Source organism: Photobacterium japonica, assembly GCF_050337005.1.
In the GTDB taxonomy this organism is placed as follows: domain Bacteria; phylum Pseudomonadota; class Gammaproteobacteria; order Enterobacterales; family Vibrionaceae; genus Photobacterium; species Photobacterium japonica.
The window spans coordinates 1-17,022 of sequence record NZ_JAKJSN010000030.1; the positions used below are offsets into that span (position 1 = coordinate 1).

Genomic DNA, 17,022 nt, shown 5'->3' on the forward strand with positions numbered 1-17,022 from the left:
GACAAAGGGATTATCGATATTCAGGCTCTAAAGGTGCGGAAAATACAAACTTTTTGCCATCCCAGACAATGTACGTATCAATGGTAGCAGGCGTAGGCACCATGATCACATCCAGATCTTGGATAACGTTATTTAACAATCCGCTTCGTGCAGAACCCTGTGGAATAACCGTTGAAGGCTGTTTCTCGATGAACATCTCATCATATTCATCGCTATTTAACTCACCACAAGCAGTGAGTACATGCACCGTATCAGCAATAATGATGATGGCGCTGCCGTCAGACCCATCTTCATCGCAGTTGTACGCGTTTTTCCATGGGTTAGATATTGATATGTTTGGATCGGTAACCTCAACGTTTTTGGCAAAAATGATCCTACTCTGGACGGAAGTAGAAGATAAATAAGCTGAAAATTCAGATAAGATTTTGCCGTGTTGGAGGCCGCTAATTGCCGTTTGTTGAATGCCATCGGCGTTACAGAATGATGACGACAATAAAGCCGCACTCCAAATGCCTATCATTGGTTTTTTAAAACGCACTCCAAAGTATCCCATTTATGGCAGAACTCTAAGTAATAAATAGTTGTTGAGCCGATGATGCTGGCTGCGAGTCATTGAGAAATGTAAGCTAAAACGGGTAATTAGAGTACGACATCAAAAGGGGGATGCGAGTTAATTCACTATAATGTGTGTGGCTTTTATGCAACGAGCGATTTGTTTAATGGTGAGGGGAAGTAGGTTGAAAAAACGCCCCACCGCAGAGCGGTAGGGGCGTGAAGTGGAAATACGTTTTAACGGTTTAGCTTACTGGCAAGATGACTCGCCAACACTTTCCCAGACAGAAGCCTTACCCGGTTCTTCGCCTTTGGTCCACCATTTGGCTTCCCAACGCTGGTTATCATGATTGACTTGCTCGCCACCTTGGTAAGCGATACCCTTGTTCCAGCCAAACTCAGCATCACTGATTAATGTCCATTGGTCGGCTGTCGCACTGGGTACATTGTTCTGTGTCCAGTATTTTGCTTGCCAAACCAAGTTATCGTGACTGACTTGATCGCCCGTGTTGTATACCGCACCGCCAGTCCATGCTGGGTAGTTACCCGCGTTTGGATCGGTAATGTCACAGTCGCCACCGCCCGTTTCTTCTTTAGGTTCAACCGTGATGCGCATCGCTGCGGTGGCATCTAATGCACCGTCAGACACCAATACCGAAACGTTTTCTTGCGTGATTTCCGATACTGCAGGCGCTTTCAGGCGCAGTGTTGCTGTACCTTGACCAGACAAAATGTCGAACAGTGGTGACACCATCCAGGTGTACGTCAGAGGTTCGCCGTCTGGATCGCTGGCTTTCGCGTTGATCGAGAACGTTGCTTCTGCTTCAACCGTCAGCGAGGCCGGTAGGGTAACCACTGGCGCTTGGTTGGCTTGTTCCGCATTGTTGTTGACCGTTACCGCGTCACGTGCCGTCTGGCCTTCAGTATCCGTGACAACGAGTGCAAACGTGTACTGTGTGTCTTCCGCTGTTACGGGTACGCGAATGGTGGCTTTCGCTTGATCGGCACCGGTAATGACCACGGCTTCACCCGTTGTTTGCGTCCACTGGTAAGTCATGACTTCTTGTTCTGGATCGTAAGATTTAGATCCATCCAGTGTGACATCAATAGGGCCCATCACTGCATGGTCAGCCCCTGCATTCGCGACCGGTGGTTTGTTTTGTGCTGGCGGTGGGGTGATACCACCGTCACCATGGCCTAAACCTTCATGCATCGCGTTCAACAGGTCGCCATTGTCCGCATCAATTTCCCACGAGAACAGACCGGCTAAGCCACGCTCTTGCACGAACTGGCCTTTTGCTTTAACGGCACGTTCGTCATCGTAGGTGATCAGTTCTTTGGTGGTAGGATTCCACTTATACGATGCTTCTGCTTGCTCATCGTAACGGCTTTCCCAGCCATTGCCAGAATGGTTATCGGCAATGTCACGGTAGTCTAGAACACCGTCTTCCCATGTGCCTTTAATCGCACCGGTTGCCTGGCCCGTCATTGGGTTATCACCCGTAATGTTGTGTACGCCTTTCCAGCCACGGCCGTATTTAGGCACACCGACAACCAATTTCTTCGGATCTAAGCCTTGTGCCAGCAGGTCGTTAACACCGCGTTCTACCGTGTGTTTTACCATTGGGTTATGGCTTGCATCGTAAATGCCAGATTGGTGGCCTAAGGTGTTCAAATCAAACGCGCCGAACATGTCATAGTTCATCAGGAAGATGTAATCCATGTATGCTTGCGCGCGGTTGTAATCTACTACGTCAATTTTCTTTACATCGACGCCGATTGCAGAGGTGAGCTCGTAAGTACGGCCGGTTTCTGCCGATAGCTCATCTAACATGGCACGCAACTCTTTCATCAGTGTCACGTACAATTCGCCATCTTTGTCTTTATCGCCCAGCTCAGGGTTAGCTGCGCCACCGCCTGGGTATTCCCAGTCAATATCCACACCGTCGAAGAACTTCCATGTCTGAAGGAATTCTTTTACCGAGTTCACGAAGACGCGGCGTTTGCTTTCGTCGTGCATGAAGTAAAACGGATCAGACAGCGTCCAGCCACCGATAGACGGCAGGATTTTCAGATCAGGGTAGGCTTGTTTCAGCGCCATCATCTGACCAAAGTTACCACGGTAGGGGTCTTGCCAGTTGTTCACGCCTTCTTGGCCCATCTGAATCGCGGCCCATGGGTCATGGATGGCGACCGCAAAATCAGGTGTGCCCGCACAGGCTTTTTGCAGAGCCGCAAAGCTGCCAGGAATTTGTTTTAGGCTATCGTTAATGCCATCTCCCCCACAGATAGGGGTGAAGCCGTACAGCATGTGAGTCAGGTTTTGTGCTGGGACTTTATTTAATGGGAATTCACGGCCGTAAACACTCCATTCAACAAAGTAAGTGCCGACCACTTTTCCAGAGGTATTGGTGTAAGGCTTGTTATTTTCTTGTAGAGCAGGAGCCAGCGGTGCCAAGTGGCTACCGTCTGTATCGGCAATCGTCAATGTGACAGATTTGCTTTCGCTGCAGCCATCGGCATTACATAACTCAACCGTCATGTCATACACGCCGCCTTTGCTGACATTGAATGTCGCGCTTTTGCTGCTGCCTTTGCCCGTCCAGACGGTTTCGCCGTCAAGCAATACGTTTGCCGTTTGTGCAGCGTCGCCGCTCCATGTCTGCCATGAAACAGTCACAGGGATGTCTTTGTGGCGCGCAACGACGATGTCTTTATAGCTTTGTGCATCACGGTTTAATTCAACCAGTGCGTAAGTGTGTGTGCCCCAATCAAGGTTAGGTGTACCGGGGGCGGCAGCGTGTGCGCCAGCGGTGGCCAACAGGCTGCCGACAAGCATAGCAATGTGAGACTTTTTCAAATTAGGCTCCGTTTATACAGAAGAAAAAGGCATGCTCACCCGTTGGCGTGTAACAGGGTTTCAGTCAAAAAACAGACCAAGGTGAGACGCGGTTTGTATAATACGAGGTCAACGAAGGAGGAGGCGTGCTCCACTTGAGGCAGTCCCGCTGTCATCGGGAATGCGGTCATTACCAAGCATTCCCCTTAGACCGGAAACTTTGCGTCCTGCATTTTCATGCAGTTTGCCGTTGTCACAAGTATTGAGGATATAAATAGCAGAATGCTTATTTTGTGCAATTTAAAATGTAGATTATGCTGCGCTTAGCGAATACGTAAATATATATTTGTGATATTGCTTCACGTAATTTAACGCATAAGCGTGTAGGTCATATAAATAGACGCGGCCAATAAATAAAAAGCGCCCTATAGGCGCTTTTGTGTATAGAACGGGGTGATACCGCACGCTAATTAGCTAGCCAGCACCATGTCGTTGTCAGGCTTCATGTTGGCGCGGCGGTTCACGTCTGCCCACACCATAGGAATAACGATAACCGCTAATGCGAGGTTAGACAGCGGAACGGCAAGCCAGATACCATCAATCCCCATCAGTTTTGGCATGATGTACAAGAACGGTAGTTGGATCAGCATGTTACCTAGCGATATCATCAGTGCTTTGCCACCTTTATCAATGGCCATAAAGTACACGGAAGCCAGCGCAAAGAAACCATCTAGGAACATGGCAAACAGGTGCAAGCGAATACCGTTTATCGTTTCTAATGCCAGTACCGGCTCATTCTGGCTGAACATGCCCACAAGGGTGTTCGGGAAAATATTCAGCAGCGCAATCGCACCCATACCCGTTAGAAGTACCGCTTTGGCAGCAATCACTAATGTGGCTCGAATTTTCTCACCTTGTTTTGCCCCGTAATAATAACTGACTGGCGGTTGCATACCGCTTGCTAAGCCTTCAGCCAGTAGGTAATACATGGTGACCAAATAACCGACAATGGCATATGCCCCGACATGGACTGAACTACCGTAGCTCATGAACAGTTTATTATGCAGGGCAACCATAAAACTGAAGTAGGCATACATAAATAAACTTGATGCGCCCAATCCTACGGTTTTGATGGCCATGTCCATATTAAAACACAGGTTACGCAGTGTTAATCGTAGTTGGGAGTAGCGCGAAAAGAAATACAGGATAGCGACCACCGTAATACTGATTTGCGCAATAATGGTGGCAATGGCTGCACCTTGTAGTGCCCACCCGAAATGTCCGATGAACAGGTAATCCAGCACAATGTTGATCACCGCACCGCCCATCATTAACCCCGTTGAAAAGTTTGGGCTTTCATCATTACGGATAAGCATCGGCAGGGCACCGGATGCAATGGTGAAAATAGCGCCCCAACTGAATACTTCGATATACGCGCTACCCATTGCCAAGGCATCACCAGTGGCTCCTTGCGCAATCAATAGGGTAGGGGCAAGCATGTTGAGCAACGCCATCATCAGTAAGCCGGCAAGGCCGATTAAACCCAATGCGGTGTACAGCGTTTGTTGTGCTTTACTGGTGTTGTYTTCGCCACGGAAAATGGAGATTAAGCTACCGGCACCCATGCCAACCAACAGACCCAAGCCAGCTAAAACACCAATCACTGGCCAGGCAAGGTTGATCCCCGCTAGGCCTTCGTAGCCGATGTAGTGACCCACGAAAATACCATCAATAACTTGGTAGAGGCCGTTCACGAGCATGGCCGCGATAGATGGGATCGCAAAGCGCCAGAACGTTTTGCTGGTGCTGCTGGTATCTATGCTGCTGGATGAAATTTCTTGCATTGTTATTATTCTACTTTGTGAGATATGTGGGTATTATCGCTATAATCAAGATTGATTGAAGTTAGTATCCATCCGCTTTTCGGATGGATGTATTGCCAGTGTCTACTGCCACAGCAGGAAAAGTGAAATCACAATGAATTGGACCATTGATCAATTAGACGCTTTTGTCACCGCCGTGCAACAAGGGTCGTTTTCTGCTGCCGCTAGAAAATTAGGCAAGGCACAGTCACGTGTCAGTACGGCAATCACCAATTTAGAAGTGGATTTAGGTTTCGACTTGTTTGATCGCAGCGCGCGATTACCGGTGCTAACCCCTGCTGGGGAAGACATGTACATTGAGGCACAGGCGGTATTGGCGCAGTGCCAACGCATGTGTTCGCGGGCGATGACGGTCTCGACCGGTGAAGAAACGATGTTCACCGTTGCCATTGATGAAGCTGTGCCCGTCACTGCCTTTGAGATCATGTTTGAAGCGGTCGCACAGGAATTTCCGTTGTTGAAACTGACCATCATTAATGGCTCACAGCAGGACATTGCGCAGTATGCGGCCAGTGGTAAAGCAGATATTGGTGTGTTGTTTCATCAGCACAGTTTGCCAGAGAACCTTGAATTCACCTCGGTGGGTCAGTTTAAACATTCATTGATTGTCTCGCGTGACCATCCGCTCTCGGCCATTGCCGTACCGCAGATTAAGGATCTCACCCAATATCGCCAATTGGTGATCCGTGATCGCTTGGGCATCGGGCAGGCCAAGCCGTTAGCGGCTAACTATTGGCATATCGACAGTTACTACATGATTTCCGCTTTGGTGATCCGTGGTTTAGGCTGGGCATTGGTGCCCGAGCACGTGGCGAAAGAACAATGGTACGCGAATGATTTAGTCGAATTGTCCAGCGAGGCGATCCCTGATCCATTGATGGTTGAAATCGGCATCGTCAAACGCCGAGATAAAGGCATTGGGCCCGTGATGGAATGGATGTACAGCGAGCTGGAAAAAATATTCTAGATCACACGAAAAGGTATTCTTTTTGAGAATAGTGATAAAACCAAATCAGCCTGTTACTGTCCTATAAACGTCGAACAAATTTGTCCTATAACAAGAACAACGAAGAGATCTTTTGTGCTATGCCAGAGTCTTGCATTACCCCTAACTTTGTTCAGCCATTGCCACTGATTTTGGCGGGGCCGATTTTGCGCCAAGTCACCGCGAAACAGATCACGCTGTGGCTGGCAGTGTCACAGCCGTTGGAAGGTGCTGTGCGTGTTTATAAAGAGCCTGCAGATCAGGAACACACGGTGTCATCCGATGCTGCATCCCCTTTTTTCACTGGCGATTTAGCGACAGGCCAACACATTCAGATTGGCCAGCGTGCGTGGATCTATCAAGTGACGTTTGCCAGCGATTTTCCGGTTAATACCCCACTGAGTTATCAGATCATTACCCAGCAGGGCGATCTGACCGCAGAATTACCGCACCTGTTGTATGACGGCGAATCACGCATCCGTTTTACCATTAAAACGCAGGCAGATTACGTGATGCATGGCTCGTGCCGTAACCCGCATTACCCAAGCAAAGACAGCTTGGTTGCCGCAGACAATAAAGTCGCCACGCAAGCGGTGAATGAGCGCCCGAGTCTATTGATGATGAGCGGCGATCAAATTTACGCGGATCACGTCGCAGGCCCCATGTTGGATGCGATCCAACAAGTGATTGCGCTGTTAGGGTTGCACGGTGAAAGCTTCGAAAAATCGCAGATCGATAACAGCGCAGCGTTGTTTGCACACCCCGACAATTTTTACCGTCGCGATAAAATTTTGCCGCATTATCTCGAAGGCGGGGAGGAAGTGTTTGAACGCATTCCGAGTGTGGCCAATTGGTTGCGCCGTAAAGTGCCGGTATTCAGTTCCCGGGAGTCTAATAATCACCTCATTACATTGAGCGAGTTTGTCGCCATGTACTTATTGGTGTGGTCGCCGGTGCTGTGGCGGTTTGTCGATAGCGGTAAATTGCAAAAAGATAAGTTTACTTGGCACGGTCATACATTGGCGCCACAGTGGCAACAAGTATGGCAAAACGAAAAGCCGATTATTGACGATTTTGAGGCGGGCTTAACGCAAGTTCAACGCTTATTGGCACATTTGCCCACGTATATGATTTTCGACGATCATGACGTAACCGATGATTGGAATTTGACCGTTGGCTGGGAGCAAGCGGCATACAATAACCCGTTTTCGCGCCGTATTATCGGTAATGGTTTGCTCAGTTACTGGCTGTTCCAAGGGTGGGGGAATGCGCCTGAAAACTTCGATACGACCTTTATGGCGCGTATGCAGGACTTTTTCAGCCAGCCGAATCGGGATCGCCAAGACAGTGTCATTGATTACCTCTATCGATTTGAACAGTGGCACTACACGGTGGAAACGTCGCCGAAAATGTTGGTGTTGGACACCCGTACCCGCCGTTGGCGTTCAGAATCGAAAATGAACAAACCATCGGGCTTAATGGATTGGGAAGCCTTAATTGAAATGCACCAATCATTGATCCATGAACCTGCGGTGATCATCGTGTCTGCCGCGCCTATGTTCGGGGTGAAGTTCATTGAAATGCTGCAACGAGGCATGACTTGGTTAGGGCAACCGCTGCTGGTGGATGCGGAAAACTGGATGACGCACCCAGGTTCTGCCAATACCTTGATCAGTATTTTTACCCATACTAAAACGCCAACCAACTTCGTCATTTTGTCGGGGGATGTGCATTATTCCTTTGCGTATGACGTGAAGCTGCGTTTTCGTAAATGCAGCCCGAATATCTATCAAATCACCAGCAGCGGGATCAAAAATGAGTTTCCGAATGGCTTGTTGCGGGTGTGTGACTTTATGGACCGCATTTTGTATAGCCCACGTTCTCCGTTGAACTGGCTGACCAAGCGTAAGCGCTTAAAAGTGTTTAAGCGTGATCCTGACTTACCGGGTAACCGTCGCTTGATTAACCGCAGTGCCATCGGTGAAGTGCGCTTGGATGGGCAAGGTAAACCGATTGATATTGCCATCCTGACGGCAGAAGGCGAGCGTATTGCGTTCCCGCCGATTGAGGATCGGGATTAACCGACGATGTTTGTTGGGTTTTACGTTATCGCGTCTCTTTAGGTTGCTGTTTGTCATTCGCCGTTATTTACCCTTGGTGATCACAAGATTTTTTCAATCGCTCATCTTCGGTTACAATTGAAAGCGAATAAGAAACGATAACAATTAGCCAAAGAGAAAGGAGTGGGTCATGGCGTTAACAATGAAAAAAGCAGGCAGTGTACTAGGGATGGGCTTAGGCATTTGGGCATTGTCGGCCTCTGCGTATGCGGGATGGGCGTTAGATAACACACAATCGGTGATTGATTTTTCATCCGTGAAAAACGATGCCGTGGTCGAAAACCATGGTTTTAAGCAACTCAGCGGCACGATAGACGATAAAGGCGCGGTGACGGTGGCGATTGATCTTGCCAGTGTCAACACCAAGATTGAAATCCGTGATACCCGCATGAAAGAGTTGTTGTTCCAAACCAAGGAATACCCACAAGCGACAATCAAGGCCAAGGTTGATAGTGCGATTTTAACCAGCCTTGCACCGGGTAAGACTCGCGTGGACGACATTACGTTCTCGCTCAATCTGCATGGTAAAACGCAAGATATTCCGGCCAAAGTGCAGATCACCGGGCTAGAGGGCGGCGGATTGCTGGTCAACACTTTGGCGCCAGTGATGGTAACAGCCAGTCAGTTTGATCTGGATGGTGGGATTGGCAAGCTGAAAGAGATCGCCAAACTCAAATCTATCTTGCTGACGGTGCCTGTTAACGCCAACCTGGTGTTTAAGCCTGCGTCATAAGCGATGTTGTAGTACGAATATGAAAAACACAGCCGGCGATTGTCGGCTGTGTTTGTTTTAGGCCATCGCGATTGTAGTTAGTCCATATTGCTACCCGAAGTCCCTTAATAACGCTAACATGCCCGCCATACCATTACTGCGCTAATGCAAACAAGCAAACAAGAAGAAGAGAACGACGTGTTTGATAAAGAACATCTGATTAAATTGGCCAATGTAAAAATGCCGTACGGCAAATATGCCGGTCGCGTGATCATTGATTTACCGGATGAGTACTTGCTATGGTTCCAGAAGAAAGGCTTCCCGGAAGGTGAACTAGGCATGCTGATGGCATTGGCCTTGGAGTTCAAAATTGAAGGGCTGGAATCGGTGATTCGTCCACTGCGACGGGATTAATGCCTGTACCCAAACTGCCATTGAATTTATCAGGGTATTTGGCATCATGGTGAGTTAAATTTTTCAACAGGGCAAGGAATGCCATGCAACAGACAGACAACCCAAATACGGTTCAAAACCATACTCAGAATCAAACGCTGGAAGTGACGTTCAGTCGTGACATAGAGCAGGTTGAAGTAATTGCACTTTATCAAGCCAATGAATGGTCATCAGCGCAGGTTCCTGAAAAGCTTATTCCCGCTTTACTTAATTCCGACAGTTTGGTGACCGCTCGCCTGAACGGGCGGTTAGTGGGGATCGGTAATGCCATTTCAGATGGACACTTGGTGGTGTATTACCCGCACATGTTGGTGCATCCGGATGTACAGGGGCAGGGCATTGGTCGCCAGATGATGCAACTCATGCAAACCCGATATGCCGGCTTTCATCAACAAATGCTGACCGCTGACGGTAAAGCCATCGCCTTTTATGAATCCCTTGGGTTTGAGCGAGCCGGGCAAACCGCATCTATGTGGATTTATGCCGGGGATGATCACTAACGGGTATTCAGATTCATACTGCTCTGAATCCCGTTTGAGTGTTTCTATTTAAAATGGCTTATGTATTTATGGGTTGATAAAGCGCTTTAATCGCGTCCCGCAACCATTGGATTTTCGGGTTCTGGTTATTGCGCTTGTGCCAGATTAACGTAAATGGGATTTTCAACTTCTCTTGTGCGACCGCATCTAACGGGATCGGCAGACACACCAGATCCGGATGCATTTGACGGCAGTAGTGTTGATAATATTGCGGTGCAGTGGTGACCAAGGTTTGCCCCGGCTGCGCCGCCATAAACAGCGATTGCTCAAAGGTTTCCAGCGTGAGTGCGATAGTACGCGACTGTCCCGTTTCCTTCAAAATTTCATCCAGCGCCCAGCTTTCACTCTTTTCCCACAGTGTATTGATTTGCCCGTATTGCAAGAAAGCATCCAGATCCCACTGGGCCTGTAAGGCGGGGTGATCTTTGTGCAGATACACCATGGGTGAATCGTAAAACAGCACTTCAAAGTTCACGAAATAAGGCAGCAGATCTAACGACTCGCGCGAGCGCGGGTGGCTCTCTCGCCCGGTAAAACCGATATCCGCATCGCCCTGAATGATCGCTTCTAACGAATCGTAATCCCAACTGCTGACTTTGACCTTCGCATTCGGGTAGCGTTGGTAGATTTGCTGCGACAGGGCATGCAGGTGGATAAGTAGCATGGGCGATTCCATCGCTAAGTGGAACTGCACCCCATCGGGAATTTCATCACCCCGCTTGGTTAACAGTTGGCTACCCATCTGCATCCAGTCAGACAGATCTTGCGCCATGCTCATCGCCAGCGGTGTCGGCCTTAATCCTTGTGGGGTTTTGACAAACAAAGGGTCATCAAACCAGTCACGCAATTTATTGAGGGATTTGCTGACCGTCGAGGGGGTAACGTTGAGCTTTTAAAAAAAGCGTGCTGCTGTCTGCTTGGCCGCCTAACAACGACGCGACAGCAAAAATGGCGGCACCCACCATCGCGACGGGTTTACGGCCAATACGGTCGGCCAGTTTGCCGGCAAACAGCATGGTGGCGGCCATTCCGGCTAAATAGACAGAAAATGCAATATGGAGCTGGGATTCACTCGCGCCAAGATCTTGGGCGATTTGCGGTAATCCCACTAAATACAAATCAATCGCCGTTGGGTAAAGCAAGACAAAGGCAAAGCTACAAAGCAAATATCGAAACATGACAACCTCACAAAATCAGTGCAGCGATAATAGTGAGGATGATGAAAGACCGCGAGTAACCTTTCTGACATCAGGTATTTCTCTATGCGACAAACGCTCGAGAAATAAGCGACAAACACTCGGTTCATAACAAAAGATTATCAAGATAAGAAATAATGATAATTTCATTTGAGTGTGTTGACGCATTAGGATGCTCATCAAGAAAGCGATGACACATTGCACATACATTCCCATGTCTTAATAGGATGCAGCATGAAGTTTTTACATACGATGATCCGCGTGACGGATCTGGACGCCTCTATCGCGTTTTACACTGATGTTTTTGGCATGAGCCTGTTAGAGCGTGTAGAAAATCCGGAATACCGTTACACCTTGGTATTTGTCGGTTATGAAAACGATCCAAGCGGCACCGCCATTGAACTGACTTACAACTGGGACACCGACCAGTACGACATGGGGACAGCATTCGGTCATATCGCACTGGGTGTGGATGATATCTATGCGGCGTGCGACAAGATCAAAACACTGGGTGGTAACGTGACCCGTGAGCCGGGGCCGGTGAAAGGCGGTACAACGCATATTGCCTTTGTGAAAGACCCAGATGGTTACCCAATCGAACTGATCCAAACTGACGCCTAATTGAGAGAGTGAATCATGACCGTTATGAATACTGAAGCCTTGTTTCAACCCGTTCAACTGGGTCAACTTACGCTGAATAACCGTATTGTGATGCCGCCAATGACGCGTTCTCGTGCCAGTCAGCCGGGTAATGTCGCCAATGACATGATGGCGGCGTACTACGCACAACGCGCTTCTGCCGGTTTGATTGTTGCAGAAGGTACACAGATTTCGCCAATGGGTCAGGGCTATGCCTGGACGCCGGGCCTTTATACGCCAGAGCAAATCATGGGCTGGAAAAAAGTGACTGACGCCGTGCATGAACAAGGCGGGGCAATTTTTGCGCAGCTTTGGCATGTAGGCCGAGTGACTCATCCAGACAACATTGGCGGTGAGCAGCCTATTTCATCTTCTGCACTGAAAGCGGAAAACGTGAAAGTGTTCATCGACAACGGTACCGATGCGCCGGGCTTTGTGGATGTGGTTGAACCACGTGCCATGACCAAAGCGGATATCCAAATCGTGATTGAACAGTACCGCCAAGCGGCAGTGAATGCGATGGAAGCGGGCTTTGATGGCATTGAGTTACATGCTGCAAACGGTTATTTGATCAATCAGTTTATTGATTCAGAAGCCAACAATCGTACCGATGAATACGGCGGCTCGATTGAAAACCGTCTGCGTTTCTTGGGTGAAGTGGTGGCTGCGATGACAGATGCCATTGGCGCAGATCGTGTGGGCGTACGCTTGGCACCGTTTACGTCACTGAACGGCACAGTGGATGCCACACCTGTTGAAACCTACACTGCCGCAGCGGCACTGCTTGATTCACTGAATGTGGTATATGTACACATTGCCGAAGTGGATTGGGATGATGCACCGGATACACCGATGGCATTTAAACACGCTGTGTGTGAAGCCTACAACGGTGTGCTGATTTATGCGGGCCGTTACGATGCAGAAAAAGCAGAGTCGGCATTGCTGGAAGGCTGGGCTGACATGATTGGTTTTGGTCGTCCGTTCATTGCGAATCCAGATTTACCAAGCCGCATTCAGCATGGCTACCCATTGGCGATGCACGATCCAAACACATTGTTTGGTGGTGCAGAGCAAGGTTTGACGGATTACCCGGCTTACACGCCAGCGTAATCTGGTAAGACCCTGCGACAGTCTCACAGCGCCAGTTTTACAGTGACAAAACCATAAAGATCGTAGTGTGTTGTTTTCAGCATGCTGCGATTTTTTTGCTTATCATCACCGCCAATAATCCTATCACGTAGCTTGTTTATTCAATTTTTCATGTGCGACGCCTTGTAACCTGTCCCTGTCACCCGTTTGAAGCGGGAAAGACAGACGTGATGACAGGGAGAAAATAACATGACGTTAGCTTTAAAAGTACCGCCACTCTTAGTGACTGCGATAGTCGCCGGTTTGATGATTGTGACAGGAAGCGGGGCATCCGTTGAGAGCCCCAATAGTCATGCACTAGATGCAGGCACCCAACTCTGGTTAGCCTGCTGGATATGGGCTGCGGCGGTGACGGTTATTTTACTGGCCGTTATCAGCTTTAAACGCCATCAAACCACAGTCAACCCCTATGCTTTGGAGGGGGTTTCTACGCTGGTGGATTCCGGCATTTTTCGCTATTCCCGCAACCCGATGTATGTCGCCATGGCAATGAGCTTACTGGGCATTGCCGTGTTGCAGGGTGCATCGCTATCACTGTTTTATGTGGCAGGCTTTATTATTTATATCACCCAGTTTCAAATTAAACCGGAAGAAGCGTTCTTGCAGGAAAGATTCGGTGTTGTTTACGTGGAATATTGTCAGCAAGTACGACGCTGGCTGTAGGGGGAATGTACGCGGTGGCAGCGTATAAAGGAACGGGTAAGCGACGCCCCGAATGAGAGCATGGTCACCTTTTTATGTGAGGCGCAGCCAAAGGTTATGACGAAAGCTTAAAGCGATTTATCATAGCGCCGATGTTGATGAACTGAGAGATGGATGATGTCTACGCTTTATACCCAATACGCAGAAGAATACGATGCGGCAGTACAAGATAATATCTACAACGCCCATTTTGAGCGTCCGTCACTCCAAGCTTTAATTGGTGAAGTTGCTGGATGTGATGTGCTGGACTTGGGCTGTGGCACCGGCGTGTATGCACAATACATGCTGGACAATGGGGCAGAGACACTGACTTGTATCGACTATTCACCTGAGATGGTCGAGATAGTGAATCGTAAATTCGGTGGTAGCTTTGGTGACAGGGTCACGTGTTACGCGCAAGATTTGTCAACGGGTCTGCCTGACGAAGCCGATGAAAGCATGGATTTGGTGATTTCACCCTTGATGATCCATTACTTGGAAGACCTCACGCCGTTATTTTCTGATATTGCGCGTGTGCTGAGAAAAAGCGGCCGCTTTGTGTTCTCCACCCATCACCCGTTTGCAGATATTGAATGTTCTACCTCGGGTAACTATTTCAAGCGTGAAATCGTGCACGATGTGTGGGATACCGTGGGGGTACCGGTGGATGTGCAATTCTTCCGTCGTTCACTGACCGAGATCATGCAAGCTATTTCTGGCAGCGGTATGGTCGTGACCGGCATGAATGAAGGCATGGTGAGTGAAGCGGTGAAAGCCATGTCGGCCGATCACTACGCGTTCTTGTCGACCAAGCCGAATTTCATCTTTATCGCGTGTCAGAAGCCTGCTTAAACACGTCAGCGACATGACACAAGGAGCGTGAATGAACACACCTATTTTGTTTATATTCTCAGGGCTACCCGGAGCCGGGAAAACCACCTTGGCACAAGGACTCGCCAGAGAAACCGGCGCGGTGTTTCTTCGTATTGATACCATCGAACAAGCATTGCGAGACTTGTGCCAGTTTAAGGTGGAAGGCGAGGGGTACCGCCTGAGTTACCGTGTGGCAAAGGATAACCTGCTGCAAGGGAACAGTGTGATTGCAGACTGTTGTAATCCTATCGCCTTAACCCGTGAAGAATGGCAACAAGTCGCCTTGAGTGTGGGGGCGCGTTATATCAACATCGAAGTCTATTGCAGCGATGAAAGCGAGCACCGCTTTCGCGTTGAACACCGTATGAACACGGTGGCCAATTTGGTTTTACCTACGTGGGAAGCAGTTCAGCAGCGGCATTATGAGCCGTGGGATGCGAACTCGGTTGCAAGCGGTGATGTCGTTCGTATTGACACGCAAGGCGAAGCCGTTCAAGTATCGATGGAGAAGTTATTCGCTGCATTACTGCGTACGGAGCTGAACTATGGATAAGGTCCAGGCGACCGATTGTGACTACATTGTCATTGGCGGTGGGATTGTCGGTGTGTCTACCGCTTGGCAATTGCAGCAGCGGTATCCGGCTAAATCGGTGTTGTTGATTGAAAAAGAGGCCGCGTTATCCCGCCATCAAACGGGTCATAACAGCGGCGTGATCCATGCCGGTGTGTATTACGCGCCGGGCAGTTTGAAAGCCGCGTTTTGTAAAGCGGGCGTGGAAGCTACGAAACAGTTTTGCGCGGCGCATGATATTGCCGTCGAGAACTGTGGCAAATTGCTGGTGGCGACCAATGCTGTTGAATATACCCGCATGTTGGCACTGTACGATCGCTGTTTAGAAAACGGTATTGATGTACGGTTGCTGGATGCCGCGCAGTTGAAAGAGGCCGAACCCAATATCGTGGGATTAGGCGCAATCAAAGTCTCCACGACCAGTATTGTGAATTACTGTGAAGTCACCGAGAAAATGGCGGCGGCGTTTGAAGCGTTGGGTGGGCGCGTGATGCTCAATACGGCGGTGACAGGGCTGGAAGACACGCAGCGCGGTGTGCGCGTGACCGTGTGTTCAGAGACGGTGCGTTTAGAACAAGCATCGCCACAGGTTTATCACGGCGGTTTCTTGGTGGTGTGTGCAGGTCTGATGGCAGATCGCATGACCCAGATGATGGGGCTGCCTACCGACTTTCAAATCATTCCCTATCGCGGTGAATATTACCGCCTGCCTGAAAAACACAACCAGATCGTCAATCACCTGATTTACCCGATCCCCGATCCAGATTTGCCGTTTTTGGGCGTGCATTTAACCCGTATGATTGATGGTTCCGTCACAGTTGGGCCCAATGCAGTGCAAGGCTGGAAGCGAGAAGGGTACGGCCGTTGGAACGTCGACTGGCGTGATATTCGCGACATGGTATGTTTTCAAGGCTTCTGGAGAGTGACGGCGAAAAATCTGAAAGTCGGCTTGAAAGAGCTGAAGAACGCGTGGTGGAAACCGGGCTATTTGGCGTTGGTCAATAAATATTGTCCGCAAATTACCGTGCAGGATTTATTACCTTATCCTGCGGGCATTCGCGCTCAAGCGGTGATGCAAGATGGCACGTTAGTCCATGATTTCTTATTTGCAGAAAGCGCGCACAGTTTGCACGTGTGTAATGCGCCGTCACCAGCGGCGACGTCAGCTATTCCTATCGGGAATTACATTTGTGACAAAGTGGCCGAAAAACAGGGGGCGGATCTGGATGCGAACTCAGCGTGAGCGAGGTGCGATTTAGGCCAGATTCAGAAACAAAAAAGCCAGCGCGAAGGCTGGCTTTTTAAGCGGTTTACGCCGTTGAAGACGTTAGCACATGGTCGATTACTTTGTGCTTAGGTATGCATAACCGGTCGTGAACGCCGCTTCTTGGAACTGACGAAGACCTGTTGCGCGGAAGTCGATGCCCAGAGGGTTACGCTTCATGCTTTGCTTGATGTCGTTGTTTGACATGAAATCAACTTCAACGCCTTCAATTAGCTGGATAGCGGCTTCCATTTTGAAGCCTACAGAGCTACCTGCGAATTTGCCGCGCGTTTCACGCTCACGGATCACAACGCGATCGATCTGGTAGTCTTCAAGTAGCTTGTGGAATGTCTGCTGGAATTTGCGCATTTGCTCATTATCCAGAGAATCCTGCATGATGAACTTTTGTGAACGGCACTCAGGAATATCAAACATACCGTTACTTTTTGTCAGAAGACAGATCACTGCTTCGTTGCTACGTAGCTCAACAGCACAAATTTTCATGTAAACACCTAAATATATTGTTAGCGGGGTATTGTAGGCAAAAGTGTGGCAAATGTCAGATT

General features: G+C 49.1%; 15 protein-coding genes, 2 pseudogenes and 1 riboswitch. Of the genes and pseudogenes, 11 read left to right on the forward strand and 6 right to left on the reverse strand.

Annotated elements, in window-relative coordinates; genetic code table 11:
* Positions 1-10: 10 nt before the first annotated feature.
* The 3 genes from L4C36_RS12850 to L4C36_RS12860 all read right to left on the reverse strand — a co-directional run bounded on the left by L4C36_RS12850 (position 11) and on the right by L4C36_RS12860 (position 5,235).
* Entirely contained in the window at positions 11-553 is a 543-nt protein-coding gene (locus L4C36_RS12850) for a hypothetical protein (RefSeq protein ID WP_428478206.1), read from the reverse strand.
* A gap of 249 nt (positions 554-802) precedes the next feature.
* Positions 803-3,412 (reverse strand): glycosyl hydrolase family 18 protein, encoded by a 2,610-nt coding sequence (locus L4C36_RS12855; RefSeq protein WP_428478207.1) that lies wholly within the window; start codon positions 3,410-3,412, stop codon positions 803-805.
* Positions 3,413-3,547: 135 nt separating this feature from the next.
* Positions 3,548-3,650, reverse strand: a riboswitch (cyclic di-GMP riboswitch).
* Positions 3,651-3,861: 211 nt separating this feature from the next.
* Entirely contained in the window at positions 3,862-5,235 is a 1,374-nt protein-coding gene (locus L4C36_RS12860) for an MATE family efflux transporter (protein ID WP_428478208.1), read from the reverse strand.
* 133 nt (positions 5,236-5,368) lie between these two features.
* On the opposite strand from L4C36_RS12860, the gene L4C36_RS12865 reads away from it, so the two are divergent.
* The 5 genes from L4C36_RS12865 to L4C36_RS12885 all read left to right on the forward strand — a co-directional run bounded on the left by L4C36_RS12865 (position 5,369) and on the right by L4C36_RS12885 (position 10,044).
* Positions 5,369-6,241, forward strand: a complete 873-nt coding sequence (locus L4C36_RS12865; protein WP_428478209.1) for a LysR family transcriptional regulator — start codon at positions 5,369-5,371, stop codon at positions 6,239-6,241.
* Between the two features lie 119 nt (positions 6,242-6,360).
* Complete coding sequence (locus L4C36_RS12870) at positions 6,361-8,340, forward strand: alkaline phosphatase D family protein (RefSeq protein ID WP_428478210.1); 1,980 nt, start codon at positions 6,361-6,363, stop codon at positions 8,338-8,340.
* Positions 8,341-8,509: 169 nt separating this feature from the next.
* Complete coding sequence (locus L4C36_RS12875) at positions 8,510-9,112, forward strand: YceI family protein (protein WP_428478211.1); 603 nt, start codon at positions 8,510-8,512, stop codon at positions 9,110-9,112.
* 177 nt (positions 9,113-9,289) lie between these two features.
* The gene (locus tag L4C36_RS12880; RefSeq protein ID WP_428478268.1) at positions 9,290-9,505 is read left to right on the forward strand and encodes a DUF3820 family protein; all 216 of its coding nucleotides are present in this window, start codon (positions 9,290-9,292) and stop codon (positions 9,503-9,505) included.
* An 83-nt stretch (positions 9,506-9,588) separates the two neighbouring features.
* Positions 9,589-10,044 (forward strand): GNAT family N-acetyltransferase, encoded by a 456-nt coding sequence (locus tag L4C36_RS12885; protein WP_428478212.1) that lies wholly within the window; start codon positions 9,589-9,591, stop codon positions 10,042-10,044.
* Positions 10,045-10,102: 58 nt separating this feature from the next.
* On the opposite strand, the pseudogene yidZ reads toward L4C36_RS12885, so the two are convergent.
* Both yidZ and L4C36_RS12895 read right to left on the reverse strand, forming a co-directional pair.
* A pseudogene (yidZ, locus tag L4C36_RS12890) lies at positions 10,103-10,975 on the reverse strand (HTH-type transcriptional regulator YidZ); the annotation flags it as partial.
* A pseudogene (locus tag L4C36_RS12895) lies at positions 10,968-11,261 on the reverse strand (MFS transporter); the annotation flags it as partial. The pseudogenes yidZ and L4C36_RS12895, both read right to left, overlap by 8 nt.
* 252 nt (positions 11,262-11,513) lie before the next feature.
* Between L4C36_RS12895 and gloA the strand changes: the two are divergent.
* The 6 genes from gloA to lhgO all read left to right on the forward strand — a co-directional run bounded on the left by gloA (position 11,514) and on the right by lhgO (position 16,435).
* A complete protein-coding gene (gene gloA, locus L4C36_RS12900) occupies positions 11,514-11,900 on the forward strand; it encodes a lactoylglutathione lyase (protein ID WP_428478213.1) in 387 nt (128 codons plus the stop codon).
* A gap of 24 nt (positions 11,901-11,924) precedes the next feature.
* Positions 11,925-13,028, forward strand: coding sequence for an alkene reductase (locus L4C36_RS12905; RefSeq protein WP_428478269.1), 1,104 nt, complete (start codon positions 11,925-11,927; stop codon positions 13,026-13,028).
* Between the two features lie 228 nt (positions 13,029-13,256).
* The gene (locus L4C36_RS12910; RefSeq protein WP_428478214.1) at positions 13,257-13,730 is read left to right on the forward strand and encodes a methyltransferase family protein; all 474 of its coding nucleotides are present in this window, start codon (positions 13,257-13,259) and stop codon (positions 13,728-13,730) included.
* A gap of 153 nt (positions 13,731-13,883) precedes the next feature.
* On the forward strand, positions 13,884-14,600 hold the full coding sequence (locus tag L4C36_RS12915) for a class I SAM-dependent DNA methyltransferase (RefSeq protein WP_428478215.1): 717 nt from the start codon (positions 13,884-13,886) through the stop codon (positions 14,598-14,600).
* Positions 14,601-14,631: 31 nt separating this feature from the next.
* Positions 14,632-15,174 (forward strand): P-loop nucleotide/nucleoside kinase family protein, encoded by a 543-nt coding sequence (locus L4C36_RS12920; RefSeq protein ID WP_428478216.1) that lies wholly within the window; start codon positions 14,632-14,634, stop codon positions 15,172-15,174.
* The gene (gene lhgO, locus L4C36_RS12925; protein ID WP_428478217.1) at positions 15,167-16,435 is read left to right on the forward strand and encodes an L-2-hydroxyglutarate oxidase; all 1,269 of its coding nucleotides are present in this window, start codon (positions 15,167-15,169) and stop codon (positions 16,433-16,435) included. Before L4C36_RS12920 ends, lhgO begins: the two co-directional genes overlap by 8 nt.
* Positions 16,436-16,534: 99 nt before the next feature.
* Here lhgO and L4C36_RS12930 read toward each other — a convergent pair whose 3' ends face one another.
* Positions 16,535-16,960, reverse strand: coding sequence for a DUF3010 family protein (locus tag L4C36_RS12930; RefSeq protein WP_428478218.1), 426 nt, complete (start codon positions 16,958-16,960; stop codon positions 16,535-16,537).
* Between the last annotated feature and the right edge of the window lie 62 nt (positions 16,961-17,022).